Below are 15,030 nucleotides of genomic sequence, written 5' to 3' on the forward strand. Positions count from 1 at the left end.
GGGTCTCGCGGCTTCGCCACGAGACCCCGGGCGAGAGGGCTTCCCAGCCCTCTCGTGCTCTCCCGGGCATTGGCCCGCATGAATTGCAGGGCCTCACCGGATGACCCGGCCCTGGAGTCGTACTGGACCGAGCGGCGTCGCAAGGGACCCCCTCCACCGGTCGACGGCACGGCCGTGCGCCTGCTTCAGACCCAGCACGGTCGCTGTCCGGCCGGTGGAGGACTCCTGCTGCACGCCGACCACCCGCCGAGAAGCCCCCAGGAATGAGCTGACGAGTCCAGCATCTTCTCCGGCCCGCGAGCCCTCGGGGCTTGCTTGAGCCGTGTGCGGTGAACAGCTGCTTGCACGGTTCTAAGGGGCGGGGACGCAGCGATGCGTCCCCGCTACCCGACTCGAGCGCCACGACCGGATGGCCCGGGTCCGGCAAGCGAGACGGGAAGGTGGACGAGAGGAACCAGTGCTGTCACGCCCCTTAAGTTTCCCGCCGGCTCGAAATCCGGTGGATGTGGGCTGGATCGCGGTGCGCCCGTCCCCTCATCACGGGGCGGGGAACTCCTGGGCCGGTATTGAGGTCGCCGGTCGGGAGGCCACGGTGAAGGTCTGCGGCGTAGCCGTGGGGAAACCGCAGGGGTATAGCTGGCCACCTGTTCCTGGAACCCCTGGTCAAGGCAGCGTTCGTGCTGGTTCCTTTAGGGTCGCGGGTGGGCGCGGAGCCCTTCGCAGATGATCGAAATCATGCGCTGCCGTGCAGTGTCGTCGATGCCGTCGCGTTCACGGGCCAGGCAGCCGACGACCAGCGCCTTGACGTCAGCGGCATCAACGTCCTGGCGTACCGCGCCGGCTTCTTGCGCCCTGGCGAGCAGACCGCCCAGGGCATTCCCGAAGTCCCGGCTCGCGGCCGATGCGGCGGCTTGGATGTCGAAACCTGCGTTGCTGAGCGCATCGCCGACTGAGTGGTCGGCTGCGCCTTCTTCCACCAGGACCGCGAAGAAGGTGAAGAACGCGGTGGCCGGGTCGTTGTCGGCGGCGAGTTCGTCGGCCCGCTGGACGAGTTGCCCGATGCGGTTGAGTACGACGGCCCTGAACAGCGCGTCTTTGGTCGGGAAGTGCCTGCTGAAGGTGCCGGTGCTAACGCCCGCTCGCCGTGCGATCTCACGCACGGAAACGGAGGCGCCGTGTTCGGCGAAGGCGGCGAAGGCGGCCTCCAGAAGCCGCGCCTGGTTGCGACGACCGTCGGCGCGCTGGCGCCTGACCGGGCTCAACGTGGCCTGCTCATCTGTCGCGCCCGATCCTGGCTCGCCTGAGTATCGTTCCTGTGCCATTGACGCCGATCATAGACACCGCGCTGCCCATCGACGGCGCCCACCGTCGATGGGCAGCGCGGCTATATCTGGACGGGCAAGGAAGCGGCGATCTCGTACTGCGTGATCTCGATGCCGAGTACGGCTGGGGTGGGCTGCGCCGGTCGGGCCATCGCTGCCAGGTGGGCTGCGAGGTGTTCCTTGGACTCCCACCGCTCGTACACGTTGACGCGGCCGGGTTCGACAGGATCGGCGGCTACTACGTAGTCCAGGCATCCCGGTTCAGCTCGTGCCTGTCGCAGAGACGCTTCCAAACCCGCGAGCAACGCTTCGCGGTGCTGCGGATCGACGTAGCCCTTGCCTGCGACGATCAACATGTTCGACCTCCGTTTTGCGTGGCGTTGCACGGCACGATAACACTTAAGCGGGACAGGTGTCCCGTATAATTGTGGCGTACCACCCCAGAGAGGCGACACCATGCATCTGGCCATCTTCGGCGCAACCGGTCGTACCGGTCGCGTTGTCCTCGATCAGGCTCTCGAACGTGGACATCAGGTAACCGCCCTGAGCAGGAGCCCGGCGACGATCCCGCAGCACGAACGCCTCCGCGTGGTGACCGGTGACGTGCGCGACTTCGCGCCCGTCGCGCAGACCATCGAGGATGCGCACGCCGTTGTCAGCACCCTCGGCAGGCAGCGACGCGGACCAGCGATCTGTACCGAAGGAACCCGCACGATCCTGTCGGCAATCGCCGCCGGCCGACCGCGCCGGCTCCTCATTCTCAGCAACTACGGCGTCGCCGAAAGCCGTCACCGCAGCCTCTACGTCGCCGTCTCCTGGCTCTTGGAACGGTCAGTGCTGCGCGACAAAGAACACATGGAAGCCCTGGTACGACCCAGCGAGACCGAGTGGACCCTGGTCCGGGCGCCGATCCTGACCAGCGGACCGCGGACCGGCCGCTACCGTACCGGTTCGGACCTCCGGCTGACTTTCACCTCCAAGGTGTCCCGCGCGGACATCGCCGAGTTCATGCTGTCCGAACTCGAAGACAACACCTACCTACGCCAAGGCGTCGCCATCACGTCCTGAAACAGACCCCGGGGGCGCACAAGTGTGCACTCGACGAGCGCGGCGAACGGATCGTGGTGTTCCTTACGGACCTGTCCGATCGTGCGGCCCAGGCGGAGACGTCCAGCGGCAGCCCTCAAAAGGATTCACCCCTCGAATACGCCCAGCTGTCCGAGCGGTCAGGCGACTGCCTCGTCAGCTCCGCTCAACTCCTGGATTCGTTCGACTTCGAGTACGAGCTTGCCGGTGGTCCGGCCGGACTCGATGCGGCGGTGGGCCTGCGCGGCCTGCTCCAGCCGTAGCGACTCGACCTGCACCCGAAGCTCCCCGCCGGCGGCCGCGGCCACAGCCCGACGCAGCGCCCGGCCTGCTTCCGCGGGGAAAGCGGCGGAGAAGGCCGCCAGGTTGAACCCGGACACCGTCTTGTTGGTGAACCACAGTTCGTTGGCCGAGATCCCGACATCTTCGGCGCCGGAGGCGTTGCCCATCACCACCATCCGGCCCATCGGCGCGAGCAGGTCCAGGCTGCCGCGCCGGGCCGGACCGCCGACCATGTCCACCACGACGTCGAACCGACCGGCCTCGGCCACCTGGTCGCGCAGGACGACCTCGTCGTAGCCGAACGCCTTGGCGGTCTCGATCTTGGCGGGGCTGCCCACGGTGCCCACCACGCGGCCCGCGCCCAGCAACCGGGCGGCCTGGCCGAGCTGGCTGCCCACGCCTCCGGCGGCGGCGTGCACGAGCACGCTTTCCCCGGGTTCGATGCGGGCCACCCGGTCGAGCACGAGGAACGCGGTGGTGCTGTTGGAGGGCAGCGCCGCCGCGATGCCCAGCCCCAGGTCGTGGCCGTCCAACGGGGCCACCAGGTCCGCGGAGGTGACCACCACCTCCGCGTAGCCGCCGCTGTCGACGATCGTCAGGGCGGCGACCGACTGGCCCACGCGCAGGCCCTCGACGCCGGGGCCGAGCGCCCGGATGCGGCCGGACACCTCGATGCCGGGTACGAAGGGCAGCGGTACGTCCACCACGCCCTGCCGGTAGAGGATCTCGGCGAAGTTCGCGCCCGCGTAGGCCACGTCGATGGAGACCTGCCCAGGCCCGGGCTCGGGGAGCTTGACCTCGTCGAGGCGGAGGACGTCCGCGCTGCCGAATTCGGGGATCGTGATTGCCTTCATGCCGTCCATCGTGGTGGGACGGCTTTCGGTAAGGCAGTGTCAGCTCATCCTGGGTGTGCCACCACCAGGCTCTCCACCTTCGCCTTGGTGTCGGTGTCGGGATGCGGCGTGTGCAGCACCACGTTGAGGTCCGTACGATCCGGCAGCCGGAACAGCGAGTACTCGAAGACGAGGTCCCCGGCTTCGGGATGGGTGATCGCCTTGATCCCCTGGGAGCGGGAGCGGACATCCGGCCGGGCCCACAACTCGGCGAACTCCGCACTGGCGCCGCACAGCTCTTCGGCGATCTGCCCGAAGAGCGGATCGTCGTGATAGCGGGCCGCACTGGCACGGAAGTCGGCCACCATGTCCGGGGCGAACTCGTGCCATGCGGTGAACCTGCCGCGGTAGATCGGATGGGTGAAGAACGCCACCATGCAGTTGCGGACCTCGCCGTCGAATCCGAACACCCACCTGGCCGCGTCGTTCATCGCCACCAGGTTGTAGTGCCGATCCAGCACGTGCGCCGGGTTGGGCATCCAGGCGTCGAGCACCGCGCGCAGCTGCTCGCTCACCGGCGCGCCCGGCCGGCCCGCGGGGTCCGGCGGGTTCAGCCCGGCGAGCACGTACAGGTGTGCCCGCTCCGCCTCGTCGAGCTGCAGCGCTCGGGCGACCGCGTCCAGCACGGCGTCGGAGACCTTGATGTCGCGTCCCTGCTCCAGCCAGGTGTACCAGGACACTCCCACCCCGGCGAGCACCGCCACCTCTTCCCGGCGCAGTCCCGGAGTGCGGCGGCGCCCTCCGGCGGGCATTCCGGCGTCGGCGGGGGTGAGAGCCTCCCGCTTGCCACGCAGGAACTCTTTGAGCTGGTCACGGCGGCCTTGGCTGGCAGTCACCAACACACCATAGGCGACCATAGACCGCCACCCCTCCTACTCGACTCCTACTCGACGACGGGGCGCACGTCCACGCTGCCGTAGCGGGCGGTGGGGATCCTCTCCGCCCACGAGGTGGCGGCGTTGATGTCCGCGACGTCGACGACGTACAGGCCGGCGACGATGGCCCCGGACGTCGGCGCGACCCCGTCGTCCACGACCGCGGCGCCGTCGCGCACGCTCACCGTCCGGCCGCTGCTGGCCTCGTGGAAGCCGGCCTCGTACGCGAGGACGCCGGCCTCTCGCACCTCCTTGTCATAGGCGAACCAGTCCGGCACCTCTCCCTCGGCCGGGCCCGTCGCGGCGGGGTCGTACTGGTAGATGAGGGCGAACTTGGGCATGGTCCCGCTCCTGTGCCAACTGAGGTGGGTAGGTGGTTGCACGCTATGGGAGATTCACTGCCCGGACTTGTACAGAAGCGACAGGGGCTCGTCCGGGTCCGGATGCTGCAGCTCGGTCGCCGTACGGCCCATGAACCGGGTGAGCGAGCGGGCAAGATGCGGCTGGTCGTAGTAGCCGAGCCGGTGCACCACGTCCAGCGGCGCGACGCCCTCGCCGAGGAGCATGGCCGCCTCCCGGGCGCGCTCGATCTGCCGGATCGCCCCCTGCGTCAGCCCGGTGGCGGCGACCACCCGGCGCTGCACCGAGCGGGCGCTCAGCCGCGGGGCGTCGTCGCCCGCGACGACGTCGGTCACCAGCGGGTCGCGCACCAGGATGCCGGAACGCACGAGCCGGTCCACGAAGACCTCGGCGTTGTCGAAGCCCGGCAGCTCCCACTCCTCCCCCTGCAGCACGAACGTGTCCGAGGTCACGTGCGGGGACAGCACGGCGGAGTCGACCAGGCCCTGGACGGGCAGGTGCGGCATGGCCGCACCGTGGGCGAAGATGATCCCGAACGCGGACCCATCGGGGCTCATGTCCACCGTGGTCGGCCTGGTCTCCGGCCCGCGGATCGCGACGTGCGCGCGCCCGCAGTGCTCCCAGATCACCAGCTCCCAGTTGGAGTTGGCGACCGAGTGCATCCGCTTGACCGGGGAGACGCCCTCGCTGCGGTAGACCCGCTCGATGTAGGGCGAGTCCGACATCCGGTCCTCGTTCTCCATCACCATCGCACCTCCCCCCGCCGGTCATCATTCTCGCCAGATCGCCGGAGAACGCGCCACTCAGGCGGGGAGGGGGTCCTGGCCGAGCAGGCGGTGGCCGTTCTCGGCGGAGGCGCGTACGGCGGCGAAGCCGTAGGCGGTCATCGCGGACTCGTACTCGGCCAGCGCCTGGAGGAGCGGCCGGCCCGCGGCGGCCGCGCCGAGGGCGGCGGTGAGCGCGCTCGCGTCGCGCAGGGCGGTGTTCGCGCCGATCCCGCCCGCGGGGCTCATCGCGTGGATGGCGTCCCCGAGCAGCGTGACGTTGGTGGCCGGCCAGGGCTCGATCGGCACGCTGGTACGGAGCACCAGGGCGAAGACCGTGGAGGTGTCCCAGTGGTCGATGATCGCCCGGACCCGGGGGTGCCAGTCCTCGATCGCCCGCAGGGTCAGGGCGCGCAGTTCGGTCCCCGGCATGGCGCGCAGTTCGTCGTCGGGCGGCAGGAGCTCGCGGCGGGCACCGAAGGAGCAGGTCATGTAGTCCTGGGTGACTCCTGATTCGGCCGGCACGGGCTCGGGGAACTCCACCGGGGCGACGCCGACGAAGCTGCCGTCCGGGCCGATGATCGGGGTGAACACGGCGAACATGTCGTCCAGGAACAGCTCGCGGGTCCGCGCCGTGAGCGGCACCTTGCCGTACAGCTGCCGCAGGCCCGTGTCCACCACGCGCGCGTGCGGCAGATACTGCCTGCGCACCGGGGAGTTGACGCCGTCCGCCGCCACGAGCACGTCGCCGGTCGCGGTGCTGCCGTCGGCGAAGTACGCGGTGACCCGGCCGTCGGCGCCGGTGCGGTAGTGCGTGAACCGCTTGCCGAACCGGACCGTGTCCGTCAGGCCGGAGAGCAGGATCCGCCGCAGCGTCAGCCGGTCGACCGCCAGGTGCACGCCACCGTCGGACGGCTCCAGGACCGTGAGCCGCTCAAGACGGTGGTCGAAGACAGGCGTGCTGGTACGCGGCCGTCCGGCCGTGGCGCGGAACAACCGGTGCAGCCGCTCGGGCAGGTTCGCGGCCAGGGCCCCGTCGCCGTGCTCGTCGATGTGGATGCGGTAGCCCTGCTGCCGCGAGGTCAGGGTTTCGTCGCTCTCGTACACGGCGACGCTGATGTTTTTCTGCCGGAGTCCCTGTGCGAGGCACAGCCCGCCCAGCCCCGCACCGATGACGATCACATGCATGTCCGCAGTCCTCTCGTCGGCCTTCCCTAGCAGTGCGAGGGAAACTCTAACATCGCTAGGGATTGCCTTGCACTGCTAGATTGGTGCGTGGCAGACGGAGGAGTTCGCGCATGGCACGTCAAGATCCCGGCTTTCCCGGCGGCATCGAGGAGACCGAGCCGAGGCTGGACCGCGCTCAGATCGCCCAGGCGGCCCTCGATCTCCTGGACGAACACGGTTTCGACGCGTTCAGCATGCGCAAGCTCGCCGTGGCGCTCGACATCAAGTCGCCGTCGCTCTACTGGCATGTACGCAGCAAGGACGAGCTGTTCGACCTGCTGATCGACGTGGTCCTGGGCAAGTGCCGGCTGCCGGCCGACGACGACGGCCCCTGGACCGAGCGGCTGGCCGGCATCGGGCTCGAACTCCGGGAGGTCCTCCTCGCCCACCCCGCGGCCACCCGGCTCCTGCCGGGCAGGGTGCCCTTCGGGCCGAACGGGCTGCGGCTGGCCGACCACATCATCGGCATCCTGCGCCAGGCCGGGTTCGACAACCGGCTGTCGAGCTACGGCTACCTGCTGCTGCTGTTCTACGTCACCGGTTTCGCCGGCCAGGAGATCGCCTTCGGCAAGGGCCCCGACAACCCCGCCCGCCTCGCCCAGATCACCCGTTTCCTGCGCGAGCTGCCCGCCGACCGCTATCCCCACGTGACGGCCGTGGCCGACGAGCTCACCGGCACCCCCGGCCTCACCCGCCGCTTCGAGCTGGGCCTGGCCGGGATCCTCAACGAGCTGGACCGCGAACGCCGTGAATGACCGCGGAAGACGAAGACCTGGCCATTTGCGGCCAGGTCGTCATCAGGTCTGAACTACGCCTCGCTCAACGGCGACGGCGGCTGCGGCGGCGGTTGGAACGGCTGCTGCTGTCGCTGTTGATCCTCTTCTTCGGCCCCAGCGGATTGGGCCCAGGAGGCTCCATGGCCACGGGCAAGATCCTCGCAGCTGACATGTAGCGCGGGAAGATCATGATTCGCTCCTTTCGAGAATGCAACGGAGCGGTCGAGGGACTGGAGCGCACATCCCCAACCAGCTATTCGGACATACCCCTCATACAGCCACATTACCCCGCAAAGCATTCCCCGGCTCTGACGCGTCCGAAGCATGAGCCTTGAGAGCCCTTGGGGCGTTCAGCCCGCTGCAATCCGATTGCATGGCCGGTTAAAAATACTCCCAAATGTCAGAGTCGGCGGAGGGGGATGCGACGGATGCGGTTCGCGGTGCTGGGGCCTGTGCGCCTCTGGCGAGGAGACGTCGAGCTGAACTCCGGTCCCCCGCAGCAACGAGCCCTGTTCGCCCTCCTGCTGGCGTACGCGGGACGGCCCGTGAGCCTGGACGAGATGGTCGACGTCCTCTGGGGGCAGGACCCGCCGTCCAGCTCGATCAACGTCGTCCACAGGTACGTGGGCAACCTGCGCAGGTTGCTGGAGCCGGGGCTGCCGCCCAGGGCGGAGGGCGATTGGCTGCTCCGGGGCGCGGGCGGGTACCGCCTGAAGGCCGACGCCGGCACGCTCGACCTGCTGCGCTTCCGCCACCTGGCCGGACAGGCCCGCTCGGCCGCCCCGGCGGAGGCGGTGGAGCTGTACGCGGAGGCGCTGGCCGTATGGCAGGGGGAGGCGGCGGCGGGCATTCCAGCCGAGGTGCGGTCCCTGCCCGTGTTCGCCGCTCTGGAGCAGGAGCGGATCATGGTCGCGCTGGAGGCGGCCGACGTGGCGCTGGAGCACGGCGGGATGGTCGGGCTGCTGCCCGCGCTGAGGGCGGCGGCCACCCGGCATCCGCTGGACGAGCGGCTCCAGGCCAGGCTGGTGCTCGGCCTGGCCACCACCGGCCGCCAGGCCGAGGCGCTGGACACCTGGCAGGCGGTCCGGGACGAGCTCGCCGAGGAGCTGGGCGTCGAACCGGGCCAGGAGTTGCGCGCCGCCCAGCAGCGCGTACTGACCGAGCCCGCCGACGGGCTCGCGACGGACACGGCGGACACGGTGGTGCGGCCCGCGCAGCTGCCCGCCGATCTCGCCGTCTTCGCGGGCAGGCGGGCCGACCTGGCCAAGGCCCTCGCCCTGCTCGACGGCGACGCGCTGAGAACGGTCGTGATCAGCGCCATCGGCGGCATGGCGGGCGTCGGCAAGACGACGCTGGCGGTTCACTGGGCACACCAGGTGGCCCACCGCTTCCCGGACGGCCAGCTGTACGTGAACCTACGCGGCTTCGACCGCCAGGGCTCCGCCATGGACCCCGCCGAGGCCCTGAGGAGCTTCCTGGAGGCGCTCGGCGTGCCGCCGCACCGGATCCCGGTCGCGGTGGACGTGCAGGTCGGGCTGTACCGGAGCCTGCTGGCCAAGCGCCGGGTGCTGATCCTGCTGGACAACGCCCGCGACGCCGAGCAGGTACGCCCGCTGCTGCCCAGCAGCCCCGGCTGCCTGGTGCTGATCACCAGCAGGGACCGGTTGCCGGGCCTGCTGGCGACGGAGGGGGCGCTGCCGATGACGCTGGACCTGTTCCCGGCCGAGGACGCCCGGGAGTCGCTGGCCCGGCGGCTCGGCGAGGAGCGCCTCGCGCGGGAGCCGCAGGCGGTGGACGAGATCGTCGAACGGTGCGGCGGCCTGCCGCTGGCCCTGGCCGTGGTGGCCGCCCGCGCCGCCGCCAACCCGGCCTTCCCGCTGTCCGCGATCGCCGCCGAGCTGCGCGGGACGCCCGCGACGCTGGACGCCTTCGCGGACGGCGATCCGGCCGTCGACGTGCGAGCGGTGTTCTCGTGGTCGTACCGGTCGCTCAGCGCGGAGGCGGCCCGCCTGTTCCGGCTGCTGGCGCTGCATCCGGGACCTGATATCAGTGCCGGGGCGGCCGCCGCCCTCGCGGGTGAGCCCGTACGGCGTGCGCTGAACGAGCTGACCAGGGCCAGCCTGCTCACCGAGCACGCCCCCGGCCGGTATGCCGCGCACGATCTGCTGCGCGCGTACGCGACCGAGCTCGTGGCGGACTCCGAGGACGATCGGGACGCGGCCATGGGACGGCTGCTCGACCACTACACGCAGCAGGCGCACGGGGCCTGCAGGAAGTTCGCGCCGTTCTGGGTACGGCCGGAGCTGGGCCGGCCCGTGCCGGAGTTCGATGACGACCGGCAGGCGCTGGCCTGGTTCACGGCCGAGCACCCCGTGCTGATGTCCGTGGTGGAGCTGGCGGCCCAGGGCGGGTTCGACACGCACAGCTGGCAACTGGCCTGGGCGCTGGAGCGCTTCCTCGACCAGCAGGGCCACTGGCGCGACTGCGCGACCGTACAGCGCCATGGACTCGCCGCCGCCCAGCGGCTGGGGCACCGGGGCGCGCAGGCGCACCTGCATCGGGCGCTGGCCCGCGCCTCCGCGCGCCTCGGGGACTATCACGTGGCCTGGCCCGGCATCCGGCGTTCGCTGGAGCTGCACGAGGAGCTGGGCGACCTGGCCGGGCTGGCCACCGCCCACCGCAGCCACGCGTGGCTGCTCGACCAGGTCGGCCGGTACGAGGAGTCGATCCAGCAGGCCGAACGGGCGCTCGCCCTGTACGCGGCCACCGGCAACCCCGCCGGCGAGGCCAGCATGCTGCACGCGCTCGCCTGGACCCACATCAGGCTGGACCAGGACTGCCGGGCCGCCACGTACCTCCAGGACGCCTTGATCAAGCTGAACGGCCTGAGCAACCGCTACGGCGACGCGGGTGTCCTGGACGGCCTCGGCTACGCCCTCCACCGGATGGGCGACTACGACCGGGCCATCGTCTACTACCGGCACGCCCTGACCCTCTACCGGGACGTCGGCGACCGCTACAACGAGATCGGCACCCTGCGCCACCTCGGCGACAGCCACCGCGAGGCCGGCGACCATGAAGCGGCCCGGGATTCCTGGCAACATGCCCTGGACCTGGTCGACGAGGTCGTCGACCCGTCGACGGCCGACGAGATCCGCTACAAGCTCCTCCGCCTCGACATGCCCGACCTGGTGGGCGCCGAGAGAGGCGTCAGACGCTCCTGCCGCGGCGGGCCCTGACCACGCGCCCGGCGCGTCAGCCCCGCTTGTTGTAGAGGTGGAGGGCGAGCGGCGCGCACACCGCGGCGATGGCAACCGTCGCGATGAGCGACCAGACGAGAGATCCCCCGGTGCCGGCGGCGTTGTTCATCAGGCCCCTGGCCGCGGCGGCGACGTGGCTGAGCGGGTTGACCTCGACGAAGGCCTGGAGCCAGCCGGGCATGGTGCCGGGCTGGACGAAGATGTTGCTGGCGAACGACAGTGGCATCAGCACGACGTTGGCGATGCTGATGACGACGGCCGGATCGGGCACGAGCAGGGCGACCGTGGCCCACAGCAAGGACAGGGAGAGCCCGAAGGCGACGATCAGGGCTACGGCGGCGAGCACGCCGGGCGCGCCACCTTCGGGCCGGTAGCCCATGATCAGCCCGAGGACCACCACGATGCCGGAGGCGAACAGGTAGCGGGCGGCATCGCTGAGCAGGCCACCGAGCACGAAGGCGCCGCGCCAGACGGACAGCGAACGGAAGCGGTCGAAGGCTCCGGTGGTCACGTCCTTGGCGAGCCGGGCACCGCCGTACATGGTGACGATGGCGATGCTCATGCTCAGCGTGCCGGGCAGGAGGAAGGTGAGGTAGTCGCCGGTCGAGCCGCTGACGGCGCCGCCGAACAGGTAGGTGAACAGCACGGTGAACAGGATCGGGATGGCGATCGAGTCCACGAGCTGTTTGGGGTCGTGCTTGATCTTGAGCATGGCTCGCCGGCCGAAGGTCGCGGAGGCGGCCAGCGCCCCGGCGCGGCGGTGTTGCCGGCCGGTGGCGAGCAGGATGTCGATCGGGGAGGTCCGCGCCGCGGCGGGGCGCGTGACGGCGGCCGGGGTGCTCATGCGTTCACGTCCTGGTGGTCGGTGGTGGCTGGGTGGCCGGTCAGGGCGAGGAAGGCCTCGTCCAGGCTGGGCTGGCCGAGAGCGACCTCGGCGACGCCCACCCGGGCGTCGGCGAGCCGGGTCATGGCGTGTCCGACCAGCCGGCTCACGTCTGTCGCGTCGGCCGGGGTGGCGAGCAGCATGGACAGGGAGAGCGGGTCGGCGGCGAGACGGACCGTCCCGTTCAGGGTGGCGGCCAGGATCTGCCGCGCTCGCGGACGCTGCTCGCCGTCGAGGAGCCGGACGCGCAGGGTGCCCGAGCCGACCCGGGATTTGAGCTGGGCGCTGGTGCCTTCGGCCACGACCCGGCCGCGGTCGATGACCACGATCTGCTCGGCGAGCCGGTCGGCCTCCTCGAGGTATTGGGTGGTGAGCAGCACCGTGGTGCCGGCCGCGGCGATCTGGCGGACCAGCTCCCAGACCTGGGTACGGCTGCGCGGATCGAGCCCGGTGGTCGGCTCGTCGAGGAACAGCAGGTCGGGGGTCACGATCAGGCTGGCCGCGATGTCCAGCCGGCGGCGCGTCCCGCCGGAGTATCCGCCCACCGGGCGGCCGGCCGCGCCGGTCAGGTCGAAGGCGGCCAGCAGGTCGTCGGCTCGCTGCCTGCCGGCGGCGCGGGGCAGGCCGTGGAGGCGGGCGAGGACGGTCAGGTTCTCGTACCCGGTCAGGTCCTCGTCCAGGGCGGCGAACTGGCCGGTCACGGCCACCCGGGCGCGGATCGCGTCCCGCTCGCCGATCACGTCGTGGCCGAGGACGCGGGCGGTGCCGCCGTCAGGCCGGGTCAAGGTGGCCAGGATGCGGATCGTGGTGGTCTTGCCCGCCCCGTTGGGGCCCAGGAACCCGAACACCTGACCGCGCCGGACCGTGAGGTCGATCCCGTCCAGTGCCCGGTTCTCGCCGTAGACCTTGACCAGGCCGTACGCCTCGATCGCCGGCTGCTCCTCAACCGCGCTTTTCTTTGACATGCCGTAAGACTTATTTATCTCTTACAGATTGTCAAGGTTATGCCGAGCCGATATCATCGCTGCGATGGCCGACACACTCGACCCCGCCAGGCCCGCCCGCCGTCGCCGGTCCGACGCCCGGCGCAGCATCGACGCGATCCTCAACGCGGCCCGCATCGCGCTCGGCGAGCGACCCGACGCCAGCATGGAAGAGATCGCCACCGCGGCGAACGTCAGCCGCCAGACCGTCTACGCGCACTTCCCCTCACGCGACGCCCTCATCGACGCCCTCATCGAGACGGCGGCCGCCGAATACTCCGCCCTGCTCGACGCCGCCGGCCTCGAGACCGCGCCGCCCGCCGACGCGCTGGCCCAGTTCCTCGACGCCGGCTGGCGGTTCCTGAGCCGCTACCCCCTCCTGCTCGACCCCACCACGACCTCCGTCCACCGGCCCAAGAGCAACGATCCCCACGACGTCGTGCCACCGCGCCTCGAACGGCTCATCCGGCGAGGCCAGGACACGGGCGACCTCGACCCGTCACCCCCGGCCGCCTGGCTCGCCGCCGCCGTCATCGGACTCCAGCACGCCGCCGCGGCGGAACTCGCCCACGGCCGCCTCACCGCCGATGAGGCGGCGGCTCTCTGCCTGGAAAGCACGCTGCGCCTCTGCGTCCGGCCGCCCGCGAGCCGCTAGGACGGGTGCGGTGGGTCGGTTCCGTACGGCGGATGGGCCGTGGAACCGGACTCCGGTCGGCAAGCCGTGTGACCATTCCCGCCCCGGTCGCGTCTGCATGTGACGTGACAATCGAAACCGTTCGGGGGGCGACATCATCGAGGAGCTGTACCGCGAGCACTGGCCGCTCGTGTGCGGGTTCCTCCTGCGCAGGACCCGCGATCCGCATCTCGCCGAGGACCTGGCGCAGGAGACGTTCATCAAGGCGACCAGGGCGCTGCTCGGCTGGCGTGGGGAGAACGCGGCGGCCTGGCTCCTCACGATCGCGCGCAACACCCTGCTGGATCACGTCCGCAGGAGCCGCCGCGAACTGGCCCTCCCGAACCCCGACGAACTGGGCGTACCACCGCTGCACGTGGAATCGCTGGACGTGCGCGACGCGCTCGAGCGGCTGCCCGAGCAGCAGTGCCGGCTGCTCAAACTGGTCTACTTCGAAGGCTTCTCGATGGTGGAAGTCGCCGCGATGACCGGCAGGTCCCACAACTCGATCAAGACCGCGGTGTGGCGGGCGAGGGCCGCCTTCGCCGACCTTTACCAGGAGAGCCCATGAACATGCCCGAGATGCCTGATATGCCAGACCTGCCGGACTTCGACCCCAAGCGCACCCGGCGCGCGGTGCGGCGGGGGCTGTTCCGGACGGTCGCCATCGTCCTGGCCGTGCTGGCGCTGCTCGCGGTGGCCGCGACCGAGGGCTCGTCCCTGGTGCAGACCCGCGGCGACCGGGAACAGCGCATGCAGGCCGTGCTCGGCACCGCCTTCCAGATCTACAACCCGGCCTATGCGGTGACGATCGGCTCCTGCTGCCAGACCACACCCGTCTCGATGTCGTTCGAGGTGGCCGCGCGTCCCCTGGGGCCGGTCGGGGCCTGGCCGGTCGGGAGCGAGTCGTACACGCTCAGCCAGGACTTCTTCGGCCGCGTGGGCCGCCTGCCGCTGGGCCACACCGCCAACACCAGGCTTTCCCAGTCCCTGTTCGACCTCGGCACCACGCTGACGACCAAGGACGAGGTGCGCGCGGTGCTCGCCCGGCTGCCCGCCGACCTCAGCGCGCTGGCGGTGGTGGAGTTCGAGCAGCCGCTCGGCGAGGCCGAGCTGAAGGCGTTCGTGAAGCAGTACGGCACCTGCGCCGAACGGGTCGTGTACGAGCGCAGACCCGGCTCCCTCCCGATCACCTGGAGCTTCGACTACTGGGCCGACGCGACGGACCTCGGCAAGGGCGGCGACATGACGGATGAGGCGTGCGGCGGCAGCCTGCCACGGTTCCGCAAATGGACCGGCCTGCTGCGTGACCACGACAACGCCAACCTGCGCTCCTTCGACCTGTCCCTGGACCGGCTGCGCAAGGCGGCCTCGGCCGGGCTCGCCTACGGCTATGTGGACCAGCTCAGCTCGGTCCGCGAGCTGCGGGAGCTGATCAAGGACCCGAAGGTGCGCACGATCCGCCTGGCCGGCGTGGCGTTCGACCTGGACCGGGCCCGCCCCTAGAACCTGGATCGAGGTCGATCGGACTTCGTGACGGGGGCCGGTCAGCTCTCCCCGAGAAGCTGCCCGCGTCAGCCAGTCGATCGCCGTCTCCGACGAGGACGCCCCGATCGCACCGAGCGCCGGCCACCGCATGCGGTGCG

At 70.6% G+C, this 15,030-nt stretch carries 16 protein-coding genes; 7 read left to right on the forward strand and 9 right to left on the reverse strand.

Annotated features, from left to right (window positions below; genetic code table 11):
* Positions 1 to 689: 689 nt before the first annotated feature.
* Both ACWEPL_RS27955 and ACWEPL_RS27960 read right to left on the reverse strand, forming a co-directional pair.
* The gene (locus ACWEPL_RS27955; protein WP_355190564.1) at positions 690 to 1,322 is read right to left on the reverse strand and encodes a TetR/AcrR family transcriptional regulator; all 633 of its coding nucleotides are present in this window, start codon (positions 1,320 to 1,322) and stop codon (positions 690 to 692) included.
* Between the two features lie 62 nt (positions 1,323 to 1,384).
* Entirely contained in the window at positions 1,385 to 1,678 is a 294-nt protein-coding gene (locus ACWEPL_RS27960) for a putative quinol monooxygenase (protein ID WP_452437888.1), read from the reverse strand.
* 100 nt (positions 1,679 to 1,778) lie between these two features.
* Between ACWEPL_RS27960 and ACWEPL_RS27965 the strand changes: the two genes are divergently transcribed.
* Positions 1,779 to 2,390 (forward strand): NAD(P)-dependent oxidoreductase, encoded by a 612-nt coding sequence (locus ACWEPL_RS27965; protein WP_452437889.1) that lies wholly within the window; start codon positions 1,779 to 1,781, stop codon positions 2,388 to 2,390.
* A gap of 158 nt (positions 2,391 to 2,548) precedes the next feature.
* Here the strand turns inward: ACWEPL_RS27965 and ACWEPL_RS27970 are convergent, their stop codons facing one another.
* Genes ACWEPL_RS27970 through ACWEPL_RS27990 form a run of 5 tightly spaced genes read right to left on the reverse strand, consistent with a single transcriptional unit; the run spans position 2,549 to position 6,770 of the window.
* Positions 2,549 to 3,544 carry a quinone oxidoreductase family protein gene (locus tag ACWEPL_RS27970; RefSeq protein ID WP_452437890.1) on the reverse strand — a complete coding sequence of 332 codons (996 nt, stop codon included), beginning with the start codon at positions 3,542 to 3,544 and terminating at the stop codon, positions 2,549 to 2,551.
* A 44-nt stretch (positions 3,545 to 3,588) separates the two neighbouring features.
* Complete coding sequence (locus tag ACWEPL_RS27975; RefSeq protein WP_350731376.1) at positions 3,589 to 4,419, reverse strand: helix-turn-helix transcriptional regulator; 831 nt, start codon at positions 4,417 to 4,419, stop codon at positions 3,589 to 3,591.
* A 47-nt stretch (positions 4,420 to 4,466) separates the two neighbouring features.
* Positions 4,467 to 4,799, reverse strand: a complete 333-nt coding sequence (locus ACWEPL_RS27980) for a YciI family protein (protein WP_452437891.1) — start codon at positions 4,797 to 4,799, stop codon at positions 4,467 to 4,469.
* Positions 4,800 to 4,853: 54 nt separating this feature from the next.
* Positions 4,854 to 5,567: a helix-turn-helix domain-containing protein gene (locus ACWEPL_RS27985; RefSeq protein ID WP_452437892.1), complete on the reverse strand. Its 714-nt coding sequence runs from the start codon at positions 5,565 to 5,567 to the stop codon at positions 4,854 to 4,856.
* Positions 5,568 to 5,621: 54 nt separating this feature from the next.
* Complete coding sequence (locus ACWEPL_RS27990; protein ID WP_452437893.1) at positions 5,622 to 6,770, reverse strand: FAD-dependent oxidoreductase; 1,149 nt, start codon at positions 6,768 to 6,770, stop codon at positions 5,622 to 5,624.
* Positions 6,771 to 6,880: 110 nt separating this feature from the next.
* Here ACWEPL_RS27990 and ACWEPL_RS27995 point away from each other — a divergent pair, with 110 nt between their 5' ends.
* The 3 genes from ACWEPL_RS27995 (at position 6,881) to ACWEPL_RS28005 (ending at position 10,824) form a co-directional block, all read left to right on the forward strand.
* Positions 6,881 to 7,564, forward strand: coding sequence for a TetR/AcrR family transcriptional regulator (locus ACWEPL_RS27995; protein WP_452437894.1), 684 nt, complete (start codon positions 6,881 to 6,883; stop codon positions 7,562 to 7,564).
* Entirely contained in the window at positions 7,561 to 7,761 is a 201-nt protein-coding gene (locus tag ACWEPL_RS28000) for a hypothetical protein (protein WP_452437895.1), read from the forward strand. The genes ACWEPL_RS27995 and ACWEPL_RS28000 overlap by 4 nt, the downstream gene beginning before the upstream one ends.
* A gap of 252 nt (positions 7,762 to 8,013) precedes the next feature.
* A complete protein-coding gene (locus tag ACWEPL_RS28005) occupies positions 8,014 to 10,824 on the forward strand; it encodes a BTAD domain-containing putative transcriptional regulator (protein ID WP_452437896.1) in 2,811 nt (936 codons plus the stop codon).
* Between the two features lie 16 nt (positions 10,825 to 10,840).
* On the opposite strand, the gene ACWEPL_RS28010 is transcribed toward ACWEPL_RS28005, so the two are convergent.
* Together ACWEPL_RS28010 and ACWEPL_RS28015 are read right to left on the reverse strand one after the other, a co-directional pair.
* On the reverse strand, positions 10,841 to 11,689 hold the full coding sequence (locus ACWEPL_RS28010; RefSeq protein ID WP_452437897.1) for an ABC transporter permease: 849 nt from the start codon (positions 11,687 to 11,689) through the stop codon (positions 10,841 to 10,843).
* Positions 11,686 to 12,693 (reverse strand): ATP-binding cassette domain-containing protein, encoded by a 1,008-nt coding sequence (locus tag ACWEPL_RS28015; RefSeq protein WP_452437898.1) that lies wholly within the window; start codon positions 12,691 to 12,693, stop codon positions 11,686 to 11,688. Before ACWEPL_RS28015 ends, ACWEPL_RS28010 begins: the two co-directional genes overlap by 4 nt.
* Positions 12,694 to 12,757: 64 nt before the next feature.
* On the opposite strand from ACWEPL_RS28015, the gene ACWEPL_RS28020 reads away from it, so the two are divergent.
* From ACWEPL_RS28020 to ACWEPL_RS28030, 3 genes are all read left to right on the forward strand, one after another.
* Positions 12,758 to 13,366: a TetR/AcrR family transcriptional regulator gene (locus ACWEPL_RS28020; RefSeq protein WP_452437899.1), complete on the forward strand. Its 609-nt coding sequence runs from the start codon at positions 12,758 to 12,760 to the stop codon at positions 13,364 to 13,366.
* 145 nt (positions 13,367 to 13,511) lie between these two features.
* Positions 13,512 to 13,955 carry an RNA polymerase sigma factor gene (locus tag ACWEPL_RS28025; RefSeq protein ID WP_452437948.1) on the forward strand — a complete coding sequence of 148 codons (444 nt, stop codon included), beginning with the start codon at positions 13,512 to 13,514 and terminating at the stop codon, positions 13,953 to 13,955.
* A gap of 11 nt (positions 13,956 to 13,966) precedes the next feature.
* The gene (locus tag ACWEPL_RS28030; protein ID WP_452437900.1) at positions 13,967 to 14,890 is read left to right on the forward strand and encodes a hypothetical protein; all 924 of its coding nucleotides are present in this window, start codon (positions 13,967 to 13,969) and stop codon (positions 14,888 to 14,890) included.
* Positions 14,891 to 15,030: the final 140 nt, after the last annotated feature.

This window comes from Nonomuraea sp. NPDC004186 (assembly GCF_053603495.1).

Bases quoted from the DNA above. Each gene is read 5' to 3' on its own strand.
- ACWEPL_RS28010 (WP_452437897.1), bottom strand. From the start codon at position 11,689: ATGAGCACCCCGGCCGCCGTCACGCGCCCCGCCGCGGCGCGGACCTCC.
- ACWEPL_RS27960 (WP_452437888.1), bottom strand. From the start codon at position 1,678: ATGTTGATCGTCGCAGGCAAGGGCTACGTCGATCCGCAGCACCGCGAA.
- ACWEPL_RS28030 (WP_452437900.1), top strand. From the start codon at position 13,967: ATGCCTGATATGCCAGACCTGCCGGACTTCGACCCCAAGCGCACCCGG.
- ACWEPL_RS28015 (WP_452437898.1), bottom strand. From the start codon at position 12,693: ATGTCAAAGAAAAGCGCGGTTGAGGAGCAGCCGGCGATCGAGGCGTAC.
- ACWEPL_RS27990 (WP_452437893.1), bottom strand. From the start codon at position 6,770: ATGCATGTGATCGTCATCGGTGCGGGGCTGGGCGGGCTGTGCCTCGCA.
- ACWEPL_RS28020 (WP_452437899.1), top strand. From the start codon at position 12,758: ATGGCCGACACACTCGACCCCGCCAGGCCCGCCCGCCGTCGCCGGTCC.
- ACWEPL_RS27970 (WP_452437890.1), bottom strand. From the start codon at position 3,544: ATGAAGGCAATCACGATCCCCGAATTCGGCAGCGCGGACGTCCTCCGC.
- ACWEPL_RS27955 (WP_355190564.1), bottom strand. From the start codon at position 1,322: ATGGCACAGGAACGATACTCAGGCGAGCCAGGATCGGGCGCGACAGAT.
- ACWEPL_RS27995 (WP_452437894.1), top strand. From the start codon at position 6,881: ATGGCACGTCAAGATCCCGGCTTTCCCGGCGGCATCGAGGAGACCGAG.
- ACWEPL_RS27985 (WP_452437892.1), bottom strand. From the start codon at position 5,567: ATGGTGATGGAGAACGAGGACCGGATGTCGGACTCGCCCTACATCGAG.
- ACWEPL_RS28000 (WP_452437895.1), top strand. From the start codon at position 7,561: ATGACCGCGGAAGACGAAGACCTGGCCATTTGCGGCCAGGTCGTCATC.
- ACWEPL_RS27965 (WP_452437889.1), top strand. From the start codon at position 1,779: ATGCATCTGGCCATCTTCGGCGCAACCGGTCGTACCGGTCGCGTTGTC.
- ACWEPL_RS27980 (WP_452437891.1), bottom strand. From the start codon at position 4,799: ATGCCCAAGTTCGCCCTCATCTACCAGTACGACCCCGCCGCGACGGGC.
- ACWEPL_RS28005 (WP_452437896.1), top strand. From the start codon at position 8,014: ATGCGGTTCGCGGTGCTGGGGCCTGTGCGCCTCTGGCGAGGAGACGTC.